We start from the raw sequence: 22,607 nt of genomic DNA on the forward strand, positions 1-22,607 counted from the left end.
AAAGGAGCACGGCCTGTCTTCACTACCACTATAAAGTAATAGAGGCATAAGAGCATCCCGTCGGATAACTCTTATGCCTCTAAGCTTAGTATTTTTTGTGTTGGCAAGAGTGGGACAACAGGCGGTTAACTGGTGAGCATTAACGCTGATAGACGGATAATCCCGCCCTTGGATTATTTGACTATCAGTGTTAAGCGGAACCAGTTGCCTGTTGGCGCACGTTTCAGCTATGTTGGTGGCAAAACGACAGTGAACTTTCAGCTCAAAGTAAGAAAAAACAGGGCTTTAGCTTTTCCCGTCCTCCCCACCGCATTCCAGGCCAAATTTGACTCACTCACGGCTACACGGGATATAAACATAATTACACAATTATAAGTACAGCGATGCCATCACTTATTTTAATTGATTTACCGGAAACGAACAGACCCGATCCTTCTCAGACCGCAAGCAATCTCCACACCACCGGAATCTCTGACAGCCACAAGTGACTATTGATGACGCGTTTAATGGCGATGGGCCATGCCAACTGGAGGAATGGCTGGCGTTCACGTACCTTCTTCAACCCTTAGCCAATCAAAAAAACGGGACCCGCCCATGTCTGAGCCGATCCCGCCAAAACTATTCTCTAATCATAATATGAAGGTGGTGTTGCTTAATTCACGATGTGTAATGGTTCTTGTCCCTGATCAACCCGTACGGTATTCTTGGCAACAATCGCAGCCATGGCGTCCCGCGCTTCTACGGTAGCGTTCCCGACGTGCGGCGTCAGGATTACGTTATCGAGGGCCTTGAAACCATCATCAACGTTGGGTTCCGCTTCGTAAACATCTAACGCTGCGCCAGCCAATTCGCCAGCCTTCAGCGCTGTGAGCAGAGCCGCCTCGTCAATCACGGGTCCCCGTGCGGCATTAATCAGGTAAGCCGATGACTTCATCTGCTTGAACTGAGGTGCCCCAATCATGTGATGGGTCTGGTCGTTCAATGGGCAGTGCAAGCTCAAGACATCACTCGTCTTAATCAGCTCATCTAGATTGACAAACTTAGCGCCGAATTGGGCTTCCACTTCTGGATCAAGCCGGGTCCGTTGCGCGTAGATGATGTTCATGTCAAACGCCTTCATCCGCTTCGCAACGGCTTGTCCAATCTGTCCCATGCCAACAATACCTAACGTCTTACCAGAGAGTTCATGGCCCAAGAAGAAGAGGGGTGACCAGCCGTCAAAGCCCTTCGTCCGCATCAGCTTATCGCCTTCGACCATCCGGTGTGCCAACGTGATCATCAGCCCGGTCGTCACTTCAGCGGTGGAGACCGTGGAGACCTCCGGCGTATTGGTGACCGGGATGCCCTTTTGCCGAGCATAGGCGGCATCAATGTTGTTAAAGCCCGCACCGTAGTTGGCAATAATCTTCAGGTTCGGATCGGCATCAATCACGTCTCGATCAACCTGCGTTGACAACGGCGTAATCAAATAATCCTTTCCCACAATCCGTTTAACCAATTCTTCTTTCGTGATTAATCCACTGCCCGTATAGACATCAATCTCCAGCCCAGCTTCTTTCAAAATCGCCAGAGCAGACTGTGGAATTGCTGCAGTTACTAAAACACTAGCCATAACTGTCACTCCTTCTGCAAGATTTGGGTTTACAACTCTATTGTATACGTTTTCACCAAGTGATGCACGGTCGTTTATTGCGCCGTGTAACCCCCGTCAACCACGAACTCTGAGCCGGTCGCGAACTTGGATTCGTCCGAAGCTAAGTAGACACAGATCCAGGCAATATCGTTGGGTTCGCCGATGTGGCCCATTGGTGTCTTGGTCCGTGAAGACATTGCGGCTTCGGCCCCTGGCAGATCGTCAACCAATGGCGTCTTGATGTAGCCCGGATGAACGGTGTTAACCCGAACGTCATAGTCCTTCAACGCGCAATCAACGGCCGCCGACTTGGACATAATCCGTACGCCACCCTTAGAGGCATTGTAAGCCCCCAGATTAGGGTCGCCGACGAAGCCTTCAATGGATGACATGTTGATGATCGAAGCGCCTAAGTGCTTGTTCTTCATCCGTTGAATTCCCAACCGCGTGCCGTAGAAGACACCGTCTAGATTAACGGCCAACTGTTGTTTCCATTCTTCCGTGGTGGTGTTTTCGATGCTCTTGTTAACGGCCATCCCCGCGTTGTTTACAATCGTGGTGACGGGGCCAAAGGCCTTTTCCGTGGCATCAAATAAATCCAACCAGCCCTGTTCATCAGTGGCATCGTGCTGGAAGAATTGAATGACTTCCGGCCCACCGATACTCTTGGCGGCCTTTTCTCCCACATCAGCATGGCGCCCGGTGATCATGACCTTGCCGCCTTCTTCAACGAACTTATCGGCAACGGCTAAACCAATCCCTAAGGTTCCTCCCGTAACAATCGCAACTTTTCCATCTAAACGATGACTCATAGCATTCGACCTCCAGAATTTTAGTGTGGTTGTAAGAACTTTCACAATAAGATTGCGGCGAAAGTCGAACGCCCCGTCATTTCGACTGGGTCGTTCGACTGCATTCAACGATAACGTTGGTGTTCAAGGCTTGTCCCTTGGCCGTTATCGTTTACCATGACCCTTCACAACCACACCAACGGGTCAATGCCCGCTCGTGTTCGGCAGTTCGTTGTGTCCGGTTTCACCACAATGACTTACGGTACCTTTTACGTCAAATCAATCTCTCAAGCTAAGTGATGCTGTGATCACGCTAGGCGTAACTAATTCGCGTTCCGGCCTTGCCCTGTAAGGCGAGATCGGCTTCATCCAAGGAACAGATGATGGCGGTTCGTCCGGTTTTGGCAAACGCAATCGCCGCTTCGATCTTGGGACCCATACTCCCGACGGCAAACTGACCATCATCGAGATACTTCTGCGTCTCCTTGACACAAACGTTCTCTAGCTTCTTCTGGTTAGGTTTCCCGTAATTGATATAAACATTGTTGACATCGGTCAGAATCATGAAGATATCGGCATTCACTTGTTCCGCCAACTTCCGACCCGTACGATCCTTATCAATCACGGCTTCTAACCCCTGTAGCAGGCCATCCTCAGTTTGGTAGACCGGGATTCCCCCGCCACCACCGGCAATGACAATGATGTTTTGTTCCAACAGATGATTAATCGAATCGACCCCGTGAATCATGGCCGGCATTGGGGAAGGCACCACGCGCCGGTAGCCCCGACCCGCGTCTTCCTTCATAATCCAGCCCTTATCCGCCTTTAATTTCTCGGCTTCCTCTTCGGTGTAGAACACACCGATCGGCTTGCTGGGGTCCTTAAATGCGGGGTCGTCACGGTCAACTTCCACCTCGGTGAGCAGTGTCGCCACATTTGCCGAGGATTGATTCTGCCGCAACGTGTTCTTCAAACTTTGCTCCAACATGTAGCCAATGAAGCCCTGGGACTCGCCATTACAAGCGTCCAGTGGGAGCGCGGGCACCGTATGTTTTGCCAGTTCGTTTTGTTGGAGAATGTTCCCAACCTGCGGACCGTTACCATGGGTTAACACAATTTCGTAATCCATGGCTTCAATCTTCGCGATTTGTTCCGCACTCTTTTGGACGTTTGCCATCTGCACCTCAAACGTTGGATCCTGTTTCGGTTGGAGAATCGCGTTACCACCAACCGCAATAACCACTCTTTTAGCCATTGGGATATCCCCCTTTCTTCCGTTTAATCTCATCAATATTTCAAATCAAGGTCGAGATTGACCTGCTTGTAGACCAATGCTGAAACAATCCCTGCCAAGCAATCAATGCCTGACGTATTGCCATACTCGATGGCTTGTTCCAAAAGATTGTCCAGATTTTCTAAGGGTTCGTTGCCCTTCAAGTACCGCACAATGCCCAGTAATGCGCTACTGAAACGGCGGCGCAGAGCATAGTAGAGATAACTGCGACCAACATCCGTGGTGTAATTGGCTGTTGCAATCCGCGAGGCAACCGCCGCTCGGAGTTCCTGATGGTTACCACTGAGCCAATCAATGAGAATCCAGCCTAACAAGAAGTCATCGCCCGATGGGGTAAGCCCCCTGCCTCTGCCAATGAAGAAGTCGACGCCCCATTGAACGGTGACGGCATTAGTTAGCCAGGAAGTCTCCTTTTGATACGGCGACGTGGCCATCGTCAAGAAATCCTGAAACGGTTGGTCGAACCCGGTCTGTCGGTCAATGTTCCGGCAGTTGGTCAGCAGATACCCCAGCCGGTCTGAACGAATCCCCTCGGTCAGTAAGTCTGCCCGGAACGTCTCGGTAATCTTGAGCTGCCAAGTCTCTTGGTAGGTCTCGATATAAAAGGCGTCATCGTGGAATTCAACTTTGCGGGTATCTCGAATTTGACGCAATAAATCGGTAAAATCGCGTGGCGGAAGATAGAGTCCACCTGGTAAAAGTTTTGAGCGGTCGCTAGTCAGGATCACCAACGGCGTGTGCTGCTTATCTGTTAAATTAAAGGTATGTTCAAAGACGCTGTGAACATACCACTCTCTATCTTCTAGAGCCAGAAGTACATGGTCACCCAGAACTTCTACTTCACGCATTTATTCCTCAAAACCTAACTTCTTCGCATAAGCCAGGACAGCTTTTTCGAAGGCTTCCATCGGTGGATTAACGGTTCCAGCCCCGATTTGTCCTAGACCAGCTTTTTTGTTGGCAATCCCGGTATTAATCACTGGGAGAATGCCCGTTTCAACAACCTTCCGTGCATCAATCCCGATAGAAATCCCGCGGAAGTCCCAAGTTGGGATTGGGAAATTTGGATTGGAAGCCGTGGTAATCTCGGTCATGTCCTCACTGGTGTGCAGGGCATCGAAGAATCCACCCGTCCCGACGAACCGCGTAACGGCCGGTGCGGCGATCATGGCGAACCCACCAACCCCAAACGTTTCGGTAATCGCACTGTCACCCATATCAGGTGAGGCATCGTCTTCGGAGAATCCGGAGAAGTACAGGCCGTGTGGCGTGTTAACGGGACCCGTGAACCATTCGTCCCCCATCCCGGCAATCCGGATACCAAATTCGTAACCGTTCCGGCACATCGCCGTAACGATCGTCCCTTCCTGAATCTGACGAGCGCCATCCATCACGGATTTGGCGGAGGCCATCATGATGTTCAAGAAGAACTGATCCGTGTCGGCCAAGAATTGAATAACATCTTCCTTGTCCTTTTGATCAATGTCCAAGGCCACAATGCTTGGAGACATTTCCTTTAAGAAGGCCAGTGAAGCGGCAATGTTCCGTTGGTGGAATTCATCCCCCATGGCAATGGCTTTCGCGATTAAAACGTTTACATTCAACGGTTCGCGCGTTTGTAGCGCCTTGCTCAAGACTGGTCCTAAAACATCACGCATCCAGCGCAACCGATCAATTACTTCCGGACCGTTGGCACCGAACCGCAGAACGGCACCGATCCCTTCGTTCATCGTGCAGTAAGCACGGTTCCCGTCCGTCCGGTTCTCAACGACAACCAGTGGCATGTGAGCTGAGGTAATCCCGCCCATTGGACCAACGGCATCGACGTGGTGACAAGGAATGAGAGTGACTTCGCCGCTTTCCATGAGTTTGCGCGCGTCATCTTCATTATCTGCCCACCCTTCGAACAGGGCCGCCCCAATGCAGGCACCTTGGACGGGGTCAATCATCTTATCGTAGGTGATTGGTGGACCGGCGTGAAGCAAGACCTTACCGTGTTTGAATTCATCAATAACATCCATTGCGGGGACAACATCCAATAGGAATGGTGAACCGGCAATAATTTTGGAGACGACCGCCTGATTGGCTTCGTCTATACTTTTATAAACCATTCATTACACCCCTACTTTCAAATCAACTTTACTGAGGAACAAGAGGGCCTTTTGCAGCTCAACGTTCCCACCGGCGATTGGCTTCCAGTCAAACTGGACAGCACTCCCGCCACTTTCATTAATCGCATCGGCAAAGCTTTCCAGACCAATGTTTAGGAACCGCGTGGCCGTCAGCATTTCCTTTAATCTGTCAGAAACCGCTGGCATCTGCACATGCGATGGCTTTTCTGGAAGGATTGGTAGCGGCTTTTCTTCTACTGGATGACCCACAATGGCTAAGGCGGTCTTCACCGCTTGGGCGTTATTCTCACAGAGAATCACTCCAGCCGATTCCAACGTCTTCTGTTGTTGGCTGTAGTCTTGGGGATCCATGTCCGTCCCAACAATGGTGGCAATGACTGGTAATTCACGACCCTCGGCCTTGGCATCCGCCTTGACCTTGATGATCGTATCCTTCAAGTCACCGGCCATGTCATCGGTTGTCCCGTATCCCAGCACGATATCCAACAGAATTGCGGCCGTTTCGGGATCTTGTCCCGCCGAAACCATCATTTCCTTACGCTTCGTGGCATCAATCATCGGGTGTGGTCGGCCTTGCGTGAAGACATCGTCCCCGAGGTCGAGAACTTCGTAGCCGTCCTTCTTCAGGATTGACCCATCCACGCCGTTTTCGGCATGGAGACCCAGCGTGTTGTTCATCAAGGTTGCGGCCTCATAAGCCAACGTCCCACCGGAGTAGTAGCCCTTAATGTACTTTTGTTGCGGTTGAAGCTTCACATCAGGAACCTTCACGGCAACGTCTTCGTTTCCGGTTGGTTCTTGACCATGGAGCAAGCCGACCGCAATCTTCGCCGTTTCTTCCAACGTGTAAGCCCGGTAGAGGCCCTTTTCGTGGGCTTCTGGCTTTTCACCTAAGAAGATGGCAACGACTGGCTTCTTGGCTGCCCGTAACAGGTCGACCGCGTCATCGCGGACTTCCTTTGCAGGCGGCTTGGAAATGGCCACAATCACCTTAACGTCTGGATCTTGGTCCAGTAAGGCAATGCTGTCCTTGAACGTAATCCCTTGAACCTGGGCCTTTAGGTCACGACCACCGGTTCCGATCGCGTTAGTGACCCCTTCACCCATCTTGTGGATGATGGCGGTGACTTCTTGAATCCCAGTCCCAGAGGCACCGACGATTCCGATACTGCCCTTGCGAACCCGGTTGGCGAAGGCTAGCGGTAACCCGTTGGCAATCCCGGTCCCACAGTCAGGGCCCATCAACAGCAAGCCCTTTTCATGGGCCGTCTGCTTCAGGCGGGCTTCATCTTCAATCGTGACGTTATCACTGAAACAGAAGACGTTTTTACCCGCATCGAGAGCTTTCTCGACTTCACTGGCGGCGTAAACGCCGGGTACGGAAATCAAGGCAACGGGGGCGTCCTTGGCAACTTCTAGCGCCTTGTCCCAGGTCTTAACCCGTTCCTCACCGCTGTTCTCGTCGTCATTTCCACTGGATTGTTCATCCAGGTAAGTCTTGGCTTTCTTGACCACGTCATCGATTAAATCCTCATTGTCAACATCGAGAACGATGACCATGTCGTTAGGTGTTGCCGCTTCCAATTCATCGGTTGCGAGGCCACCCGTCTTAAAGATATCTTTGTTAGCAGGGGTTCCCATCATGACCTGTACATTGTTGACGCCATCCAGGGTTTCCAGATAGTTGGTCAACAGCATGAGCACGATGGAGTCCTGATAACTATTCTTTTCAATCACTGTGTGCAGCATATAGTTATCAACTCTCTTTCGTTAAAATTATTCGGCGAAGGCACCTTGCCCATTGTACTTATCAAAGTGAACCGTATCGCTCTTCAGGTAATCGTAAATTTCAGTAGCCACTTCGATGCCGTCCTTCATCGCTTTCTTCCGGCGAATCTGGCTGCGTTCACCTGGCAGGTAAACTTGATCGAAGCCCTTGGCTGGTTTCATTTCATGAAGTTCTTCGGTCATCTGTTGCACTTGCTTAGCAAAGGCATCAGGATCCGTGAACTTCTTCGGATCAATCAAGATGTAGAATTGACCGAGGTTCCGCTTTTCCGTCAGGTCGGCGTACATGGAAGAAACGTGCTTCCCAAATGGCAGACCCAGCAGTGAACCGGCAACGACGTCAACCAGCATCATCAAGCCGTAGCCCTTAGGCCCAGCGATTGGGAGTAAGCCGCGAACGTCGTGTGGATTCGTGGTTGGATCCCCGTTGCCGTCAACGGCCCAGGTATCCGGAATGGACCGGTTCTTTGACCGAGCATCCAGCACTTTGCCCCAGGCTTGAACCGTGGTGGCCATATCGAAGACCAGGGGTTCGCCGCTTGAACGTGGCGCAGAAAAGGCAATTGGGTTGGTTCCGAAGTAGTTTTCACTACCGCCGTAAGGTACCACCATAGGGTCGGATTGGCACATCGCAATGGCAACCAAACCTTCTTCAGCGGCCCGCTTCACATAGTAGGACAACATCCCACTGTGACCGGTCTTTTCGACACCCACAACGGCCGTCCCAGATTCCTTGGCCATGTCGATGGCGTAGGTTAAGGCTTCGTTGCAGACGTATTGGCCCATTCCGTTGTCACAGTGGACGACCCCGGTAGACGTCCCCGTCTTTTCAAATTGGATGTTCGGGTTGAGGTTAACGCCCCCCTTAGCAATCCGTTCGGCATAGTAGGCTACCCGCACGGTCCCGTGGGAGTGGATCCCACAGGCATCGGCGTAGGTCAGGTGCCGGGCCGTTTCTTCGGCAGGTTCTTTAGGCAATCCGGCGGCGATAAACTTGTTCATCATCAAATCTTGTAATTCTTGCGCTTCAACTAGCGTAATTCCTGAATCTGACATATGCTGTCCCTCCGAGTCTAGTGTGTGTGTTGTCGTGTGTTAGATTTCTGGATCGCGGTTGGCATCCTTTGAGTAAACGTAAGCTAGGGGTTCGCCACGGCCAACAGCATAAGCGGCTTGTGGTGAGTAGGAACCCATGTAGAGGTAGTCACCCTTTTCAACTGGGTACCAGCCATTGTCCAGGTTGTACATCCCGGAACCACTGATTAAGTAAGCCCCGTGTTCTTGGTAGTGGGTTTCGATGTAAGCATGGCTAGCACCTGGTTCGAAGGCCAAGATGTGCATGTTCATGTCGAAGCCTAAGTCGTCGGTTGGTAAGAAGTCCCACAGGTGAACGTCGGTCATGCCTTCGTAGTCTTGCGGTGCCCGGTCGTGCGTGTTACCAACGATCTTGTATGCCTTGTGGCCAGCGATTGGTTGGTAACGCTTCTTGTACAGGAAGACTTCAGTTGGTTCGTCTTGCGCGTTTTCCATGGTCATGATGACACTTTCTGGGAAGTAAGCGTAGCCGCCATCGGTCAGGATGTTTTCTTCCTTACCGTCGGAAACTTTTAACTTCCCGGAAACCACGTAGGCGACCGTTTCGATGCCTTCGCCACCAAAGCCGGTGTGCTTACCACCCTTTTGGAAGCTGGCGATGTAGTCAACGAAGTGTGCGCCTAAACGCGGAGTTCCCATGATGGAAACGTCGACATTTTCAAAGCCTGGTACATTATTCTTCACTAAGCCATCGTTTGGAATCAAGGCGAAGTTACCGGCCTTAACGACGGAACGTGACCCTAATAATTGTTTTTGATACCCGGTACGATTGTTTTTGTAACTCATGATCAAGTCTCCCAACTTTTATTTAAACTAGTTTTGTGTGGTTTTACGAAATTATCTATTTGTAAGCTAATTGATAGAGGGTATCGGCCATTAACTTAACGCCTTCGACTAAGTCTTCAAACTTGGTATTCTCGGCTGGGTTATGGCTGACCCCGTTGATACTTGGCACGAAGATCATCGCCGTTGGATAAACCGGCGCAATGATTTGAGAATCATGTCCCGCACCACTGTGCATCACGCGATACTTGTAGTTGCCGGTCTTGGCCTGACCTTCGATGGTATCGACGATGTCTTGGCTCATTGGAACGGGTTTTTCATCCATCCACAAGTCAATGTTGATGTCTAAGCCCATTTGCTTGGCCACATCGCGCATCATGTTTTCAATCTCGGTGGTGAAGTTTACTAAGTATTCAGCATCGGTGTGCCGGCAGTCCATCGTGAAGAGAACTTCGCCAGGCACCACGTTAACCGTGTTCGGCTTAGGCACCACTTTCCCAAAGGTCAAGACCAGTGGATCGCCAATCTCATGAGCTTTGTCCAGGGCCGTATTCACAATCTTAGCCATGCCATAAACGGCATCATGACGATAGCTCAGGGGCGTGGTTCCGGCATGGTTGGCTTCACCCTTCAAGGTGATGTCGTAGCGCCGTTGCCCGGCAATGCTGTTAACGACCCCAATTTGTTCGTGTTCTCTTTCGAGGATGCTGCCTTGTTCAATATGTTCTTCGACGAAGGCCTTGATATCATCACGCCGCGTTTGCTTGTCGCTAAAGTCGAAGCCTTGGCGGTGCATTTCATCAGCGAACTTCTTGCCATTAGCATCGGCAACATCTTTCACTTCATCGTTGTTGGCAATACCGACGAAGTTCTTGCTGCCCCAGAATACCGTTGGGAAGCGGCTACCTTCTTCTTCGGCCATGGAAATGACTTCCAGTGACCGCTTGGGTGCGCCGTATTTTTCTTGTAGGAACTGAACAGCCGTTAACGAAGCGACAACCCCAAACTGGCCGTCAAGAGTTCCCCCATTAACCACTGTATCAATATGTGAACCCGTCATGATGGTTTCTTCAGGCTTCTCGGACCCTTCGATTCGCCCAAATAAGTTACCAATATCATCGAACTTGGTTGCCATCCCAGTTGATTCCATCTGAGCCTTAACGTACTGTTGCGCTTCCAGCCAAGAATCGGAGTACAACAACCGGGTCATCCCACCCGTGGGATCGCTACCGATCGATGACAATTTCTTAAGTCGTTCATCAACAACTTTTTCGAGTTCCATAATTTTTGCCTCCTTCATATTATGTTACAAGCTTATTGTATGCGCTTTCATTGCAATCATCATTAGTCACTTTGGCTAAAGTCATTCGTGAAATTGTTGCATTCTGACTAGATTTTGTCCCAAATACGCCTTTTTCTAGCCCATTTTGCCTTCATCGCCACCCGCAGGCAGACTCTTTTGGAAATTCGTGTATTTTCCGGGTCGCTTTCTTCCGATTACCATCAAACTTCACATTTCAATACGATTAAATGAGTCATCGACGACCACCTGCGGCTGCCAGAGATTTCGGCGCTGTGGGGACCGCCTGCGGCCTGAAAAGCGGTCCTCCGGCTCGGTTTGAAGCCTGACAAAGCGCGTCAGTCTCCAAACACGTCCCGCGCTGTAAGCTGAGGTTCAGCTTACAGCGCTGTCACGGCTACCTTCATCTCTGGCCGCCTCCGGTTACGAAGAATATAAACTCTAAATGGTTGATCGTATCGCCGGAATGGCAACATTCACCTACACTAGTTTTTCCAATACTCAGGTAGCCACGAGTGAACTAAATGGGCACTCAGTGATTGACAAGTAAATGGTCACCCAACAGCGGTTTTAGCTCAAATTGAAGGCCAAAACATGCTTTATCTTGGCGCATCTTAACAAGATCACAGGCCAAATTTGGTGAACGGCAAGGTGTCTAACACACAACGGCCAGATAATTATCGCTGTTTGTCGTTTCCAGCAGAACTTCCACTTCACTCTTTAGCAAAGTGCCCAAGCAGCCATGACAAAAGAAAACGACTCGTTTCGAGTCAAGTCGAAAACAAGTCGTTTTGTCAGTTAAGCCAGCGCTTAAATCGCTTAAATTAAACCGTTTGGGCAACCCGCTTAGCTGCTTTTTCGATAAATTGGCCAGGGAAGGCAGACGTTACGCCCGCTTCCTTGCTGTAAATCGTTTGGCCCCGTAAGATGGTTTGCATCACTTGGGCACCGATTTCACGGCCAATGTATGGGCTGATTTGGTTCCGGTATTCCAAGTCTTCCGCCTTCAACGTGTAAGGCGCGTTTGGCTTGATCAGCACGAAGTCAGCATCCTTGCCCACGCTGATCCGGCCCTTGTCATCCAAGTTGTACCGGTCGGCTGGGTTGGAAGCGATGATTTGAGCGAAATGCGTTAAGGACATGCCGCGTTTTTGAACGGCTTCGTCGTACATCACGTCAACATCGTTTTGAACGCCGGAGATCCCACCCCAAGCATCGAAGGCGTTGTCGGTATCCTTCAGGTCTGGTGTACATGGTGAGTGGTCGGACGTCACGAAGCTGATCGCACCCGATTCAACGCGCTTCCATAAGGCGTCTTGTTGGGCTTGTTCGCGGATTGGTGGTGAACATTTAACCACGGCACCAATGGCGTCCAATTCGTCCTTAGCGAAGTACAGGTAGTGAACACAGGTTTCACAAGTCACGTCAACACCTTCAGCGCGACCTTGGATAACGGCATCGACACCTTCTTGGCAAGCCACGTGACAGATGTGAATCCGGCAACCGGTTTGCTTAGCCATGAAGATGGCCTTCTTGATGGCCATGACTTCGGTAAAGGCTGGACGGGTGTCGACGTAATCGGCCAACGTGGTCTTGCCTTCCGCCTTGGCGATTTCACCCAGACGGTCGGTAATGGCTGCATCTTCGGCATGAATGGCTAAGACTTTACCCGTCTTGGCAATCTGCTTCATCCCTTCGTAAAGGGAGTAGTCATCGACGTTTTCGAAGTCGCCGTCGATCGAACGGTCCCCACAGGTTGCTAAGAAACACTTGTAACCCGCAACGCCACCTTCATCCAATTCTTGAATGCCACCCTTTAAGTTCGATGGGACTAACCCACCAAATGAGCCAACATCCACTTTTAATTCATCTTTGTGTGAATACTTTTCTTCAAGGGTCTTGCCATCCACCGTTGCTGGCACTTGGTTCAGAGGCATTTCCATAAAGGACGTGACCCCACCTTTAGCACAAGATGCCGTTCCAGTGACATAGCCTTCCCATTGATCCCGGTACCCACCACCCATTGGGGTAATATGTACGTGGGCATCAACCATCCCAGGACTTACAATTAAGCCCTTGGCGTCAACAATTTTACTACCATTCAGGTTTTCACCGATTGCTGTAATCTTACCATTGTCGACAGCCACATCAGTGTGGGTTTCGCCACCTTCAAGGATGACCAACCCGTTTTTAATGACTAATTCATGACTCATGTTTATTCCTCCTTTATATCTTGGTTTAAACTCTGGTTAAGTGTTGCCGGTTCTTTTTTCGACACCATTTTCTTTAACCCTAGGTAAATCAGGAATGCAGAGATAAATCCAACAAACCATGACAAATCAGAAATAACTTTGACGGCTGGAATAAATTGACCACTGAGTGACAATATGAGAGCTAAGATTGTCGCAACGTAGGCCTCTTTATTGACGCCATGATAACGAATCTCTTTATTCCCGGTATTCAGATCCATATACAGGGTATCTAGATTTTCATGCCGGTAATGAATGAAGAAGTAGTTGGCAATCATGACCCCAGCGACTGGTCCTAAGACAGCCCCAATCCCATTTAAGAAGATAAAGATACTGTCTGAGTTTTCCATCAATTTCCACGGCATAATCAGGAAACTAATAATACTAGCGATGATCACACCACTCTTGTAATTGAGCTTCTTCGGGAACAGCGCCGTCAATTGATAACCGGCTGGGATAATATTCCCGGTGGCATTCGTTGAAATCGTGGTCAGTAAGAAGACGGCCATTGAAATCAAGATTGCGGGTAAGCTGTCCCACCGTTCGATAATGTTCAAAACGTTCCATTCCTGGATGTTGTAATGAATAGATCCCCCAATCAGAATCACCACACTGGTGAAAGCAAAGATCAGGTAACCGACCGATAAGCCTAACGTTTGGCCAATGGCCTGGGCCTTCGTGGACTTGGCGTTTTGCGTAAAGTCCGCGATACTCGTCCCAGGGGCTGCCCAAACGGCAATAACAGAGTTGAAAATGATAAAGTAAACCAGAAGCGGATTGGCATGGGAGGTTGCGTTGATGTGGTAGGACAAGATTGGTCCTAACCCACCGGCACCCCAGATTGCCCAGATTGCCATGCCACCAAATACGACATAAATCAGTGGGCTTAAAATCGCGGTAAACTTATTTAAAATGCTCCCGCCACCGAAACCAACCAGAACGTTTAAGATCCAGAAGATGGTGAATGAAATTAAGCCGGGAATACTGATTCCTAGAATCTTGGTCGATCCCCCAATATCGAGGAAGCCCGGCCAAATCTTACCGATCATAATCAGCAAAGCTAGAGAACCCGTATACGTCTGTAACCCAAACCAGGCAATCGCCGCGACACAGCCACGCAGGAATCCTGGTAGCTTAGCACCGAGGTTGCCATAGGCCGAACGAAGGTGCATGGCAAAGGGAATGCCGTATTTGGAGCCAACGATCCCATTAATGGCCATGAATGCGGAGACGAAGAAAGCACTCAAGAATATGGCGATCATGACGTTAAGCGGTGAGAGGCCCAAGAATAAGAAGCCACCAACGGCCGCGTAATTAGGAATGTTGTGAATGGACCCCATCCACAGGGTGAAGAAGTTCCCAATCCCCATATTACGTTTGTCGCCGGTCTTGGGTAGTAAGTCATCGTTGTAGCCGCGCTCTTTGAACGTTGCAATTTGCTGCTCAGTTACTTCATACTCGTTCGTTTTCACCTTCAAAACCCCTTACGAATGTAATAACCACCTTCGTTGCAGAATAGTCTCGATAAACGGCTACGTCCTAAAGTCCTCAGAGATGATTGTCCGCGCGAACTGATAAGGATTCCGATCAGGTACAAGCAAGGGTGCTTGTCAGTTAGGCCTTAACTATTTATCATCACCCATTGTAAGCGGTTTCTTTTCGAGGAGCATTGTTCAAAATGACCAGAAAAACATTTTCATTTGTCACCTTGCCGGCCAAAAATTTGTTACAATGAAAACGATTACAATTATTAGAAGGAGTGTAGGTCCGATGAAAACTACTCAGATTTCTTTAACCACCTATCATGATATTCCGCTCAATGCGACCCGCTATACGCCTGATACCACGGCCACCGCCACCGTCTTTTACCTACACGGCGGGGGCCTGGAATTCGGTCAGCGTGATGATCTGCCTTTGGCCTACATTCAGCGCTTCGTCGACGCGGGAATTGAGCTCGTTACATTTGACTACTTATTAGCGCCCGAGGTCAAAGTTGACGTGATTCTGCCCGTCTTACGGGAATCGCTGCAGGTCATGGTGGACAAATTACCTAGCCCATCCCGCATCATACTGATGGGGCGCTCAGCCGGCGCCTATCTCTGCTATTTACTGCTACACGACGGCTTTGAAGCGGACGGTTTCATTGATCTCTATGGCTATTCTCGTTTGGATTATCCCGAATTCCGAATGCCATCCGGGTTCTATGACGACTTCCCTAAGGTTTTACCGATGGCTGCTCAAGCGATGATTCAACGACAGCCCTTAGTCGCCGGTGAAATGAAGGATCGCTATCCACTGTACGTTTCCGGCCGCCAGTTTGGAACTTGGCTCAGTCAATTCTTGCCCAGTATGCGGGACGCTGAGCGTTTCTCCTTAACACCGGCCGATCTACACGGCTTCCCCCGGACGTTGCTGATTCACAGCACCGACGACCCCGACGTGCCCTTTGCGACCTCGACGGATGCCGTTAAACACCTACCGGACGCCAAGCTCATCCCCGTTTCCCAAGCCGAACACGACTTCGACCGGGAAGTCACGCCCGATAATCTGGCCATCTACGACCAAATTATCGCCTTCGTTACCGCAGCAACGTCGGCGATTCGGGCCTCGGCCTAGCGTAGCAACCACCTAATTTCAGAATGTTAAACCAGCTGGGCCGAACCGTCCAGCTGGTTTATTTAGGTAGCGTAAAACGTTTTACGTAAGCAACTTAGCCGCAACTATGCTAAGCTCAAAACAGGACCACCGACCTATTTGAGGAGGCGCTTTCATGACCGTCATTACAGATTATATCGAGACAGCCGATGCAAAGCAACAACCGCAGTTAACTGCCATGTATCAGATTCTCAAGCCACTCCTGCCAGACGCCACCGAAACGCTGAGCTATGGCATGCCCGCCTTTCATCAGCAAAAAGACATCGTTTATTTCGCCCCGATGAAGAATCACCTGGGGTTCTACCCGACCAACACGCCGATTGCCGCATTCGAAGACGAACTCGAAGGCCGGTACAAGTACTCTAAGGGGGCCGTCCAATTTGACTACAATAAACCCCTGCCGGCCGAACTGATCGCCAAGATGGTCCGGTTCAAGCTGGCTGAAATCCAAGATTAAAAAAATGATTGGCCCCAATCGGCCAATCATTTTTTAATCGATTCAGTCCTCGCTCCCCATCATCCGACCCACAAAAGCGGCCAGGATAGCGCCAACTTCCGGGGCCAAGATGTAGAGCCAGAGATGTGATAGCGCACTGCCACCGGCAAAGACGGCTGGCCCAAACGACCGAGCGGGGTTCAACGACCCACCCGTCAGGTTCAGGGCCACAATAATCAGGAAGCCCAGCGTCACCCCAATCGTGACCCCGGCAAAGTCTCCATTACCGTGGCGGTCACTCGTCACATTTAAGATGACCAGTAAGAATAAGAAGGTCACTAGGGCTTCAACGAAGAAGGCCAAGCCCATAGATATTTTGGGGAAATCAGTTTGACCCAACTGATTCGTTGCCAGACCCAATCCGCTAACGAATAATTTCATAATAGCTGAAGCTGCGGTTGCGCCAAGTACCTGGGCCACGACGTACCAGAGGGCATCCTTCCCCGAAATACGGCGATTGATGAGCATCGCGGTCGTAACGGCCGGATTAAAATGGCCACCCGAAATACCACCGAAGGCATAGGCCGAAACCGTAATGGCTAGCCCAAAAGCCAGGCCAATCGTTAGTGTACTCCCGGCAGCGACGGTTACGGCCCCCGTCCCTAGGAACACCAACATAAAGGTGCCTAGAAATTCTGCAGTATATTTCTGCATCATGATTCCTCCTATCAGTTCTCTTATTAACCGTTCCATTATAGTATACATAATAAATTCATGCCACCAATACACCGGTTGATTAACAACTCGTTTAATTGATGGTGCTCATTTTAAATTGTCCGTGGGGTCATCGTTCGCCACAATCGCTGTAATGGCGGCCGTAATCCCCCGAACATCATCAGTTAACGATAGCGACGGTTGATTCGGCTGGGTGGTGACCTGACTCGGCAAGAACGGAATATGGAGGAAGCCGGCCCGTAACGTGGGAAACGCCGTAGCCCGTAAGTACTGCACCTGGTACATCAAATGATTGCAGACGTAAGTCCCCGCGGTGGTCGACACTTGGCTGGGAAGGCCCGCCGCGCGAATGGCCCGCACCATCGCTTTAACTGGTAGTTGGGTGAAGTAGGCGGCCGCACCCGTGGGCTGGATGGGCTGATCGACCGGTTGCTGACCCGCGTTATCTGGCACGCGACCGTCGTTGAGATTGATCGCCACACGTTCCGGTGTGAGCGCGGCCCGGCCGCCCGCTTGGCCAATGCTCAATACCACGTCGGGTCGCTCACGAATGAGGGCCTCGCGAACCACCACCGCACATTGGTCAAAGACCGTGGGCACTTCTAATTTAATTATCTGAGCACCGGAAATCTCGTCCGGTAACTGATTGACCGCAGCAATCGCCGGATTAATCGTCGCACCAGCAAACGGATCGAAGCCCGTCACTAAAATTTTCATCAAACCACCTCTTCGTTTAAATTTAGCGCTATTGGATCGCGTTTGCAACGCCGATTGCGTCTATTAAAACGTGGGATACGCGGTCATTAGCTAGTGCGCTAACCACCTTGTATCCCATGTTCAAGTTGTTTTTTCTATCGTTTTGATTAAATTGCGGCTAAAGCCGTGGCAATGGGCGTTTTACCGCTCTTCATCATGATGACCTTACGGCTGGTTTGAGGCGCATCGACCAAGTCAGCTAACAGGGTGGCGACGTCGGCTAACGGATTCTCACCCAACGTTTCCTCATCCAAGCTAACTAAACCGGTTGCGGGGGCTTCGGTCAGCACGCCTGGTTGAAGAATCGTATAGTCCAAATCTGTGCGGTGAATCAGCCAATCATCCGCAAAATATTTTGCAATATTATAGTCCGTCAACCCCTTAAGGTAACCTTCCGACCACCGCTCAGGTTGTAGATCATAGGCAGAGCTCAGTTGGATAAATCGCTTAACTCCAGCCAGCTCGGCTGCTTTCATCACATTGACCGCGCCATTTAAATCCGTCTGTAAGAGGTCCCGCCCACGGGAACCAGCAACGAAATAGACAGCCGCCATGCCCCGAAGCGCCTTCGCCAATGTTTGGGGCTGATCGTGCAGATCGAAGGCAACCGCATGGTCATCCCCAGCCGAAGCCTGGCGAGAACCAGCAAACACCTCATGGCCGGCCTGGCGGAGTTGTTCAACCAACAAGCGACCAATCCGGCCAGTCGCGCCGACAACAAAAATTTTCATAAAGCCATCCTCCTAGTCCTTAATCGTCAAAAAGTCAGCATTCGCCACCCTACTGGAGCGAAAATCGTTGATGACTGCCTGATCCTGATACCCCAGCGCAATGCCCATAATAAAGCGGTGGGTCTCATCCAACTTAAACCGTTTCCGTAATTCATCTGGGTAGCGAATGAGCTCATACGCCGGAATCGAGTCAACACCGTGATTCGTGGCGCTCAACATCAACGTTTGAGAAAAAGCCCCGAGATCGAAGATGGCCCAGTCATTAACGGGTTCGCGCAAGACCAGATAGACCAACGCGGCGGCATTGAACAATTGGTCTTGTGACTGGCCATAGGTCGCTTGCGCATCCTGGGCCATTAAATGGCGATTCAATTCGTCATTAAACGTGGCAATGTTCTGACGACTAGCCGGCGCCCATTCAGACCGGTGGGCCACCGCCATATCCGTATTGCCAGCGACACCCCGCCGACTACGATCCAAGTGCTCGGCCTTAATCTGGGCCAACGTCTCACCGGTCGCAATCACGACCTGCCACGGTTGGGCATTGGCCCAAGACGGTGCGCGCTTGGCATCGGTGATGATATCGTTCAGAACATCGGGGTCAACCGGTTGTTTGGTAAAGAAACGTGACGCATGACGCTTTTGAATAATCGTTTTAAAATCCATTCAATGACCTCCTCGTGGACAATATGCCCACTAAATGATATGCTTACGTTCAACGTGGCCTAACTATACCATCGGTAATGTTTACCTCACAAGGGCGAAGTTGCCCACCGTTTCATTATTTCAATGTGCATTATGCACACCAAGGAGAATCCACAATATGCAAAAAGACGAGTTGCTCCTCAAATCTATTCAGTGCGCGACCATTGATGACCTCACCAATTTAATCGCCACCTACCTCGATCAGGCCGTAATTCTGGCCGACCAATCCGGCCGCATCATTAGCAGTGGGCACTCCCCCCTCGCGCAGATCCCGACCGATTGACTAGACCCCACGACCAATGCGCCACGCTATAGCCACGGTCAACAGGAATTCATTCGCAATATCGTCAATCCCCAGGCCTTGAATACGTGGTACCTCTTTACGTCCCAATCCAAGGGCTACCCCGTTGCGCTGGATCAGATTCAGTTGGCTATTCGGGTGATGAATAGCTTCATCGACCGGTACGCCCTGAATCCAAACCAGAGTGAAGTTAACAGTCTGTTGGGAAAATTGCTCAGCGATCCTGCCCAGACCGATACCACGATGTTGCAGCCTCTACTGGCTGATAAAATGGTCTGTGTGACCGTTACCCCTGAGGCGGGTGCCACCAATCAGCCCGCCTTCATTCAACAGCTCCGTGATCTCGTGGCGCCGCTCCCCCTCGCCGAAGACCATCAGCGTCTCACTTTTTTGCTGAACGCCCAGGATCTCCCCAAGTATCGTGCCCAACTCACGCATCTCGGCACCTTCTTTCACCACTATTTCTTCATCTCCGACGGTTACGACGATGTCAGCAAGACGGCGGAGTTCCGTGACATCTGTGTGCGTTCCGCCAAGATTGCTCAGCAATTAGGCACGCTAACCGTGCTGAACTCGACGCAAAAATACAATATTTACATCATTTTATCGCAGGTTGATAATGCGCCCCTTCTAAGAAACACGATGTGTGCGCATCTCCTATTGCTCCAAAAATACGATCGGAAACACCATAGCGAGCTCTTTAAGACCCTGTTCGAATTTTTGGAAAACGAGTGTAAAATCAGCGTCACCGCCGCACAACTTCACCTGCATCGCAACAGCCTCACTAAACGGCTACAAAAGATTACCGACCTCATTGACGTTGATTTCGATGATCCCGATCGGACGTTTGGCCTGCGATTGAGCTACCGGCTGTTTAACTTCTTACAATTATAATCCCTGAAAGGAATGACGATTGATGGCTTTAACCCAACTCAACCTCGGTAGCGAGCTCGGCCTAGAGATCCTGCATCAACGCTGGTATGCGCTCATCTTGTATCAACTCGCACCCGCCCCCACGGATTTCATGGACCTACGCGTGACTGTCCGGGGCATTTCAACCTTTAACCTACTGCTTCGGCTGAAACATCTAACGGAATGGGGACTCGTGGAAACACTGCCTGAGGACGACTACAGTTATCGTCTGACGGCCAACGGCAAGATGTTCCACCAAATTCTCTTAGAATTAGAAGATTGGGGCAATGATACCCTCGAAAATAACTTGGCCATTTAGCCGACTGGACGATCTGAAATTCGGGTCGTCCTTTTTATTGCAAACCTTATGAAAACGGCTCATTACAAGGAAATTTATCGGTCGTCACGACCAGAGCGAACACCATGTATTAATTTGGTATGGTTCCTGTATGGGTTTGCCTAAGCCTGCTGACAGCGTGATTCAAATCGGGTATGCTGGGTTTGTAACAAAAGATGAAAACGAATCCTTAATCCTGAAAGGTAGGTATTTTCATGAAAATTAGACAACGGACCTGGTCCAAGCGCGCGGCGGTTATGCTCTCACTGGTTGCTGTTACCCTCCCCATCGTAACCAACGTGACGACTGCCAGTGCCAAGAAAGCCAGTCAATCCAACGTGGCGGCGCTCTTGCAACCCCACGAGGCGGACTACGGTTATGTGGTCGATGGCTATCACCACAACCTCGACAACATGACTTACATGACTCCCACCACCGATCCCGTCATCGGTGTCATCAATGGGTTCACCAAGTACTGGCGCGACGGTAAGGTCGTCGATCGCGCCATGATTGATCTGAATCTTGCAAAATCGGCTAAGGTCACGGAAAACCGCTCGACCAGCGAGGGGGAGCGATCCTACTTCACCGATCGCCGGGATCTGCGCTACAATTTGATTTCAGGATTAGGGCCCTATGCACCGGCCTTCAGTCAAAATGCGAACGCACAAACCAACTACACGTCCATGCCCAGCGCACCATTACCAGCCGACTACAGTCCTAAAAAGGTTACTTGGGCGTCACCCGATTCAAAGCTGGGGGCATTGGTTAAGCTCGTTAACGTTGCCGAAGGGTCACCTTACTCCGGTATTAATTCACCCAAACACTATGTGGCCATGCCCCGGCCTTATCGTTTAAGCACAGCGGTCAAACCTCTACCGGTGATTAAAGAAATTATGGCTCACGCGAAACCCGATTCCTTTGATCTCCCCAGCGGACACACCACCGCCGCCTTTGATAGTGGCTTGGCCTTTGCTTACGCGCTCCCACAACGTTTCCAAGAACTCATCACCCGGTCTTCCGAAGTGGGCTACGACCGTATCATCGCCGGTCGCCACTCACCGTTGGCCGTCATGGGCGGACGCATGACGGGGACAGCCATTGCCGCTGCGGTACTAAACGATCCCGCCAACCAAGCGATCGCCAAAGCCGGTTATCAAGCCGCCCAATCCACTGATCTCTTAGGCAGCAAAGACACGACCGCCCAAGACGACTTCAAGAACTACGAGAAGAATCGAAAGGACTACCGTTACCGGATGACCTACGGCTTTGACCAAACCGGGGATACCCACCAAGCGATGCGGGTTCCCAAGGGCGCCGAGGTCCTGTTGGCCACTAGACTACCTTACTTAAGCGCGACGCAACGACGGGCCGTGCTCTTCACCACCGGGATGCCTTCTGGTTACCCGGGAATGGACGATCAAGAGGGTTGGGGCCGTCTCGACCTCTTCTCGGCCGCTAACGGTTATGGTGCATTTCTGAACAACGTCACCGTCAACATGAACGCTAAGAAGGGAACCTTCAACGCCAAGGACACCTGGAAGAACCAAATTGGCGGCACTGGTAAGCTCACTAAAGCCGGTTCCGGTCAACTCACACTGAGCGGCGCCAACACTTATACCGGCGGGACCACTTTAAAGGGGGGCACGCTTCAAGTCGCTAATTCGCAAGCATTAGGAACCGGCAACGTTAAGCTCACCAAGGGTACGTTGGCCTTAGCCAAATCTAAGGTGACGATCCGCGGACAGTTCCAACAAAGCAAGTACAGTCGGCTACGTCTCAGCCGTGCTGGTCATCTGACCATCAAGAAAACGGCTAAATTAAGTGGCACGCTGAAACTAACGCAAGGTCATTTAAAGAAGAACGCTAAACTCGTCACCTACCAGAAACACACCGGTAAATTTACCCATGTCCAAGGCTTACCTAAGGGCTGGCACGTGGTTTACACCCAACACGCCGTCAAATTAGCTAAGTAAC

The 22,607-nt window shown here is 50.7% G+C and carries 21 protein-coding genes; 6 read left to right on the forward strand and 15 right to left on the reverse strand.

The window, feature by feature from the left end:
* Nucleotides 1–652: 652 nt before the first annotated feature.
* The 11 genes from HEQ50_RS05040 to HEQ50_RS05090 all read right to left on the reverse strand — a co-directional run bounded on the left by HEQ50_RS05040 (nucleotide 653) and on the right by HEQ50_RS05090 (nucleotide 14,537).
* Nucleotides 653–1,612, reverse strand: a complete 960-nt coding sequence (locus HEQ50_RS05040; RefSeq protein ID WP_168899436.1) for a 2-hydroxyacid dehydrogenase family protein — start codon at nucleotides 1,610–1,612, stop codon at nucleotides 653–655.
* A gap of 74 nt (nucleotides 1,613–1,686) precedes the next feature.
* Nucleotides 1,687–2,445 carry an SDR family oxidoreductase gene (locus HEQ50_RS05045; protein ID WP_168899437.1) on the reverse strand — a complete coding sequence of 253 codons (759 nt, stop codon included), beginning with the start codon at nucleotides 2,443–2,445 and terminating at the stop codon, nucleotides 1,687–1,689.
* Nucleotides 2,446–2,737: 292 nt separating this feature from the next.
* A complete protein-coding gene (gene arcC, locus HEQ50_RS05050; RefSeq protein ID WP_168899438.1) occupies nucleotides 2,738–3,679 on the reverse strand; it encodes a carbamate kinase in 942 nt (313 codons plus the stop codon).
* Between the two features lie 32 nt (nucleotides 3,680–3,711).
* Nucleotides 3,712–4,566, reverse strand: coding sequence for a DUF2877 domain-containing protein (locus HEQ50_RS05055; protein WP_168899439.1), 855 nt, complete (start codon nucleotides 4,564–4,566; stop codon nucleotides 3,712–3,714).
* Nucleotides 4,567–5,829, reverse strand: coding sequence for a DUF1116 domain-containing protein (locus HEQ50_RS05060; RefSeq protein WP_168899440.1), 1,263 nt, complete (start codon nucleotides 5,827–5,829; stop codon nucleotides 4,567–4,569).
* A gap of 3 nt (nucleotides 5,830–5,832) precedes the next feature.
* Nucleotides 5,833–7,599, reverse strand: a complete 1,767-nt coding sequence (fdrA, locus tag HEQ50_RS05065) for an acyl-CoA synthetase FdrA (protein WP_168899441.1) — start codon at nucleotides 7,597–7,599, stop codon at nucleotides 5,833–5,835.
* 27 nt (nucleotides 7,600–7,626) lie between these two features.
* On the reverse strand, nucleotides 7,627–8,694 hold the full coding sequence (gene allD / locus HEQ50_RS05070) for an ureidoglycolate dehydrogenase (RefSeq protein ID WP_168899442.1): 1,068 nt from the start codon (nucleotides 8,692–8,694) through the stop codon (nucleotides 7,627–7,629).
* Nucleotides 8,695–8,733: 39 nt separating this feature from the next.
* A complete protein-coding gene (gene allE / locus HEQ50_RS05075; protein WP_020090390.1) occupies nucleotides 8,734–9,519 on the reverse strand; it encodes a (S)-ureidoglycine aminohydrolase in 786 nt (261 codons plus the stop codon).
* Nucleotides 9,520–9,574: 55 nt separating this feature from the next.
* Complete coding sequence (allC, locus tag HEQ50_RS05080) at nucleotides 9,575–10,798, reverse strand: allantoate deiminase (RefSeq protein ID WP_168899443.1); 1,224 nt, start codon at nucleotides 10,796–10,798, stop codon at nucleotides 9,575–9,577.
* A gap of 842 nt (nucleotides 10,799–11,640) precedes the next feature.
* Complete coding sequence (gene allB / locus HEQ50_RS05085) at nucleotides 11,641–13,029, reverse strand: allantoinase AllB (protein WP_168899444.1); 1,389 nt, start codon at nucleotides 13,027–13,029, stop codon at nucleotides 11,641–11,643.
* A gap of 2 nt (nucleotides 13,030–13,031) precedes the next feature.
* A complete protein-coding gene (locus tag HEQ50_RS05090) occupies nucleotides 13,032–14,537 on the reverse strand; it encodes a putative allantoin permease (RefSeq protein WP_168899445.1) in 1,506 nt (501 codons plus the stop codon).
* Between the two features lie 298 nt (nucleotides 14,538–14,835).
* Here HEQ50_RS05090 and HEQ50_RS05095 point away from each other — a divergent pair, with 298 nt between their 5' ends.
* Both HEQ50_RS05095 and HEQ50_RS05100 read left to right on the forward strand, forming a co-directional pair.
* The gene (locus HEQ50_RS05095; protein WP_168899446.1) at nucleotides 14,836–15,681 is read left to right on the forward strand and encodes an alpha/beta hydrolase; all 846 of its coding nucleotides are present in this window, start codon (nucleotides 14,836–14,838) and stop codon (nucleotides 15,679–15,681) included.
* A gap of 154 nt (nucleotides 15,682–15,835) precedes the next feature.
* Nucleotides 15,836–16,177 carry an iron chaperone gene (locus tag HEQ50_RS05100; protein ID WP_168899447.1) on the forward strand — a complete coding sequence of 114 codons (342 nt, stop codon included), beginning with the start codon at nucleotides 15,836–15,838 and terminating at the stop codon, nucleotides 16,175–16,177.
* 42 nt (nucleotides 16,178–16,219) lie between these two features.
* Here HEQ50_RS05100 and HEQ50_RS05105 read toward each other — a convergent pair whose 3' ends face one another.
* The 4 genes from HEQ50_RS05105 to HEQ50_RS05120 form a co-directional block, all read right to left on the reverse strand.
* Nucleotides 16,220–16,870, reverse strand: a complete 651-nt coding sequence (locus HEQ50_RS05105) for an MIP/aquaporin family protein (RefSeq protein ID WP_168899448.1) — start codon at nucleotides 16,868–16,870, stop codon at nucleotides 16,220–16,222.
* A gap of 108 nt (nucleotides 16,871–16,978) precedes the next feature.
* Entirely contained in the window at nucleotides 16,979–17,608 is a 630-nt protein-coding gene (gene pcp, locus HEQ50_RS05110) for a pyroglutamyl-peptidase I (protein ID WP_168899449.1), read from the reverse strand.
* Between the two features lie 146 nt (nucleotides 17,609–17,754).
* Nucleotides 17,755–18,378 carry an NAD(P)H-binding protein gene (locus HEQ50_RS05115; RefSeq protein WP_168899450.1) on the reverse strand — a complete coding sequence of 208 codons (624 nt, stop codon included), beginning with the start codon at nucleotides 18,376–18,378 and terminating at the stop codon, nucleotides 17,755–17,757.
* Nucleotides 18,379–18,390: 12 nt separating this feature from the next.
* On the reverse strand, nucleotides 18,391–19,044 hold the full coding sequence (locus HEQ50_RS05120) for a nitroreductase (RefSeq protein ID WP_168899451.1): 654 nt from the start codon (nucleotides 19,042–19,044) through the stop codon (nucleotides 18,391–18,393).
* A 157-nt stretch (nucleotides 19,045–19,201) separates the two neighbouring features.
* Between HEQ50_RS05120 and HEQ50_RS05125 the strand changes: the two genes are divergently transcribed.
* The 4 genes from HEQ50_RS05125 (at nucleotide 19,202) to HEQ50_RS12955 (ending at nucleotide 22,606) form a co-directional block, all read left to right on the forward strand.
* Nucleotides 19,202–19,366 (forward strand): hypothetical protein, encoded by a 165-nt coding sequence (locus HEQ50_RS05125; protein ID WP_168899452.1) that lies wholly within the window; start codon nucleotides 19,202–19,204, stop codon nucleotides 19,364–19,366.
* Between the two features lie 78 nt (nucleotides 19,367–19,444).
* On the forward strand, nucleotides 19,445–20,278 hold the full coding sequence (locus tag HEQ50_RS05130; RefSeq protein WP_168899453.1) for a helix-turn-helix domain-containing protein: 834 nt from the start codon (nucleotides 19,445–19,447) through the stop codon (nucleotides 20,276–20,278).
* Between the two features lie 22 nt (nucleotides 20,279–20,300).
* Nucleotides 20,301–20,615, forward strand: a complete 315-nt coding sequence (locus HEQ50_RS05135) for a helix-turn-helix domain-containing protein (RefSeq protein WP_168899454.1) — start codon at nucleotides 20,301–20,303, stop codon at nucleotides 20,613–20,615.
* Nucleotides 20,616–20,848: 233 nt separating this feature from the next.
* Nucleotides 20,849–22,606 (forward strand): phosphatase PAP2 family protein, encoded by a 1,758-nt coding sequence (locus HEQ50_RS12955; RefSeq protein ID WP_168899455.1) that lies wholly within the window; start codon nucleotides 20,849–20,851, stop codon nucleotides 22,604–22,606.
* Nucleotide 22,607: the final 1 nt, after the last annotated feature.

The sequence above is a fragment of the Lactobacillus sp. HBUAS51381 genome (assembly GCF_012641095.1).
GTDB lineage: Bacteria > Bacillota > Bacilli > Lactobacillales > Lactobacillaceae > Levilactobacillus.

Bases quoted from the DNA above. Each gene is read 5' to 3' on its own strand.
- HEQ50_RS05095 (WP_168899446.1), top strand. From the start codon at position 14,836: ATGAAAACTACTCAGATTTCTTTAACCACCTATCATGATATTCCGCTC.
- arcC (WP_168899438.1), bottom strand. From the start codon at position 3,679: ATGGCTAAAAGAGTGGTTATTGCGGTTGGTGGTAACGCGATTCTCCAA.
- HEQ50_RS05060 (WP_168899440.1), bottom strand. From the start codon at position 5,829: ATGGTTTATAAAAGTATAGACGAAGCCAATCAGGCGGTCGTCTCCAAA.
- HEQ50_RS05040 (WP_168899436.1), bottom strand. From the start codon at position 1,612: ATGGCTAGTGTTTTAGTAACTGCAGCAATTCCACAGTCTGCTCTGGCG.
- allD (WP_168899442.1), bottom strand. From the start codon at position 8,694: ATGTCAGATTCAGGAATTACGCTAGTTGAAGCGCAAGAATTACAAGAT.
- allE (WP_020090390.1), bottom strand. From the start codon at position 9,519: ATGAGTTACAAAAACAATCGTACCGGGTATCAAAAACAATTATTAGGG.
- HEQ50_RS05135 (WP_168899454.1), top strand. From the start codon at position 20,301: ATGGCTTTAACCCAACTCAACCTCGGTAGCGAGCTCGGCCTAGAGATC.
- HEQ50_RS05045 (WP_168899437.1), bottom strand. From the start codon at position 2,445: ATGAGTCATCGTTTAGATGGAAAAGTTGCGATTGTTACGGGAGGAACC.
- HEQ50_RS05100 (WP_168899447.1), top strand. From the start codon at position 15,836: ATGACCGTCATTACAGATTATATCGAGACAGCCGATGCAAAGCAACAA.
- allB (WP_168899444.1), bottom strand. From the start codon at position 13,029: ATGAGTCATGAATTAGTCATTAAAAACGGGTTGGTCATCCTTGAAGGT.
- allC (WP_168899443.1), bottom strand. From the start codon at position 10,798: ATGGAACTCGAAAAAGTTGTTGATGAACGACTTAAGAAATTGTCATCG.
- HEQ50_RS05105 (WP_168899448.1), bottom strand. From the start codon at position 16,870: ATGCAGAAATATACTGCAGAATTTCTAGGCACCTTTATGTTGGTGTTC.
- pcp (WP_168899449.1), bottom strand. From the start codon at position 17,608: ATGAAAATTTTAGTGACGGGCTTCGATCCGTTTGCTGGTGCGACGATT.
- HEQ50_RS05055 (WP_168899439.1), bottom strand. From the start codon at position 4,566: ATGCGTGAAGTAGAAGTTCTGGGTGACCATGTACTTCTGGCTCTAGAA.
- fdrA (WP_168899441.1), bottom strand. From the start codon at position 7,599: ATGCTGCACACAGTGATTGAAAAGAATAGTTATCAGGACTCCATCGTG.
- HEQ50_RS05125 (WP_168899452.1), top strand. From the start codon at position 19,202: ATGCAAAAAGACGAGTTGCTCCTCAAATCTATTCAGTGCGCGACCATT.
- HEQ50_RS05120 (WP_168899451.1), bottom strand. From the start codon at position 19,044: ATGGATTTTAAAACGATTATTCAAAAGCGTCATGCGTCACGTTTCTTT.
- HEQ50_RS12955 (WP_168899455.1), top strand. From the start codon at position 20,849: ATGAAAATTAGACAACGGACCTGGTCCAAGCGCGCGGCGGTTATGCTC.
- HEQ50_RS05115 (WP_168899450.1), bottom strand. From the start codon at position 18,378: ATGAAAATTTTTGTTGTCGGCGCGACTGGCCGGATTGGTCGCTTGTTG.